The organism is Streptococcus infantis, from assembly GCF_047463655.1.
GTDB classification, from domain to species: domain Bacteria; phylum Bacillota; class Bacilli; order Lactobacillales; family Streptococcaceae; genus Streptococcus; species Streptococcus infantis_Z.
Window position 1 is genome coordinate 1 of record NZ_JASHDM010000026.1, and the last position, 1,753, is coordinate 1,753.

General features: G+C 49.1%; 17 tRNA genes. All 17 read left to right on the forward strand.

From position 1 onward, the window contains the following. The first annotated feature begins 53 nt into the window (after positions 1-53). A tRNA-Val gene (locus QM877_RS10075) sits at positions 54-126 on the forward strand. Positions 127-128: 2 nt separating this feature from the next. Continuing rightward, a tRNA-Asp gene (locus QM877_RS10080) sits at positions 129-201 on the forward strand. 24 nt (positions 202-225) lie between these two features. Then, positions 226-298: transfer RNA gene (locus tag QM877_RS10085), tRNA-Lys, on the forward strand. Between the two features lie 5 nt (positions 299-303). Next, positions 304-385 (forward strand) — tRNA-Leu (locus tag QM877_RS10090). A gap of 12 nt (positions 386-397) precedes the next feature. Continuing rightward, positions 398-470, forward strand: a tRNA-Thr gene (locus QM877_RS10095). Positions 471-491: 21 nt separating this feature from the next. Further along, a tRNA-Gly gene (locus tag QM877_RS10100) sits at positions 492-563 on the forward strand. A gap of 7 nt (positions 564-570) precedes the next feature. After that, positions 571-656: transfer RNA gene (locus tag QM877_RS10105), tRNA-Leu, on the forward strand. A gap of 8 nt (positions 657-664) precedes the next feature. Continuing rightward, positions 665-738, forward strand: a tRNA-Arg gene (locus tag QM877_RS10110). Positions 739-754: 16 nt separating this feature from the next. Beyond that, positions 755-828, forward strand: a tRNA-Pro gene (locus QM877_RS10115). 5 nt (positions 829-833) lie between these two features. Beyond that, positions 834-907: transfer RNA gene (locus QM877_RS10120), tRNA-Met, on the forward strand. A 13-nt stretch (positions 908-920) separates the two neighbouring features. Continuing rightward, positions 921-994, forward strand: a tRNA-Ile gene (locus QM877_RS10125). 11 nt (positions 995-1,005) lie between these two features. After that, a tRNA-Ser gene (locus QM877_RS10130) sits at positions 1,006-1,095 on the forward strand. Between the two features lie 10 nt (positions 1,096-1,105). Further along, positions 1,106-1,179 (forward strand) — tRNA-Met (locus tag QM877_RS10135). A 3-nt stretch (positions 1,180-1,182) separates the two neighbouring features. Next, a tRNA-Phe gene (locus tag QM877_RS10140) sits at positions 1,183-1,255 on the forward strand. 14 nt (positions 1,256-1,269) lie between these two features. Then, positions 1,270-1,340: transfer RNA gene (locus tag QM877_RS10145), tRNA-Gly, on the forward strand. 36 nt (positions 1,341-1,376) lie between these two features. Beyond that, positions 1,377-1,450: transfer RNA gene (locus QM877_RS10150), tRNA-Ile, on the forward strand. A 6-nt stretch (positions 1,451-1,456) separates the two neighbouring features. Then, positions 1,457-1,544 (forward strand) — tRNA-Ser (locus tag QM877_RS10155). Positions 1,545-1,753 lie beyond the last annotated feature (209 nt).

The following is a 1,753-nucleotide window of genomic DNA, read 5'->3' on the forward strand; positions in this document are numbered from 1 at the left end:
CCGGAAGTAGTTGGGGGTTGCCCCCTGTGAGATAAGGAAGTCGCTTAGCTAAAGGGAGTTTAGCTCAGCTGGGAGAGCATCTGCCTTACAAGCAGAGGGTCAGCGGTTCGATCCCGTTAACTCCCATAGGTCCCGTAGTGTAGCGGTTATCACGTCGCCCTGTCACGGCGAAGATCGCGGGTTCGATTCCCGTCGGGACCGTTTAAGATAACGGAAGTTATTTTAGACTCGTTAGCTCAGTTGGTAGAGCAATTGACTTTTAATCAATGGGTCACTGGTTCGAGCCCAGTACGGGTCATCATTGCGGGTTTGGCGGAATTGGCAGACGCACCAGATTTAGGATCTGGCGCTTAACGGCGTGGGGGTTCAAGTCCCTTAACCCGCATAATAGAAATAAGCCGGCTTAGCTCAGTTGGTAGAGCATCTGATTTGTAATCAGAGGGTCGCGTGTTCAAGTCATGTAGCCGGCATTTTTTTAATATAACGTCGATGCGAACGTAGTTCAGTGGTAGAACACCACCTTGCCAAGGTGGGGGTCGCGGGTTCGAATCCCGTCGTTCGCTTAGAGAGGCCGGGGTGGCGGAACTGGCAGACGCACAGGACTTAAAATCCTGCGATTGGTAACGATCGTACCGGTTCGATCCCGGTCCTCGGCATATAATGAGCACCCTTAGCTCAACTGGATAGAGTACCTGACTACGAATCAGGCGGTTAGAGGTTCGACTCCTCTAGGGTGCATTTTTTCTATTTAACTCGGGAAGTAGCTCAGCTTGGTAGAGTACTTGGTTTGGGACCAAGGTGTCGCAGGTTCGAATCCTGTCTTCCCGATTGATGGCGGTGTAGCTCAGCTGGCTAGAGCGTCCGGTTCATACCCGGGAGGTCGGGGGTTCGATCCCCTTCGCCGCTATAATGATCTTGTTGGACCTTTAGCTCAGCTGGTTAGAGCTCTCGGCTCATAACCGAGTGGTCGTAGGTTCAAGTCCTACAAGGTCCATTAAATACGATGGAGGATTACCCAAGTCCGGCTGAAGGGAACGGTCTTGAAAACCGTCAGGCGTGTAAAAGCGTGCGTGGGTTCGAATCCCACATCCTCCTTTATTATTAACGCGGGATGGAGCAGCTCGGTAGCTCGTCGGGCTCATAACCCGAAGGTCGTAGGTTCAAATCCTGCTCCCGCAATAAGGCTCGGTAGCTCAGTTGGTAGAGCAATGGATTGAAGCTCCATGTGTCGGCGGTTCGATTCCGTCTCGCGCCATATTTCTTATATATGCGGGTGTAGTTTAGTGGTAAAACTACAGCCTTCCAAGCTGTTGTCGCGAGTTCGATTCTCGTCACCCGCTTTGAACATTTTGTTCATTTACCAAGTTATTTAACTTGGGCGCGTAGCTCAGGTGGTTAGAGCGCACGCCTGATAAGCGTGAGGTCGGTGGTTCGAGTCCACTCGTGCCCATTAATAGGAGAATTACTCAAGAGGCTGAAGAGGACGGTTTGCTAAATCGTTAGGTCGGGTAACTGGCGCAAGGGTTCGAATCCCTTATTCTCCGTAGTTGAAGAGCTTAAAAGCTCTTTTTTGTTTTAAAAGGCTCTTTCTCAACTGTAGTGGGTTGAATAAAAAGTGCTCTTTTCTATAGTGGATTGAACTTAGAGTAGTACAATATAGATTCTAAAACATTTTTAGCAGTCTTGGTGTACTGTTCTAGATTCATTATACTATATTATAGATAATGCAAGATTCCATAGAATGGGCAAGCTA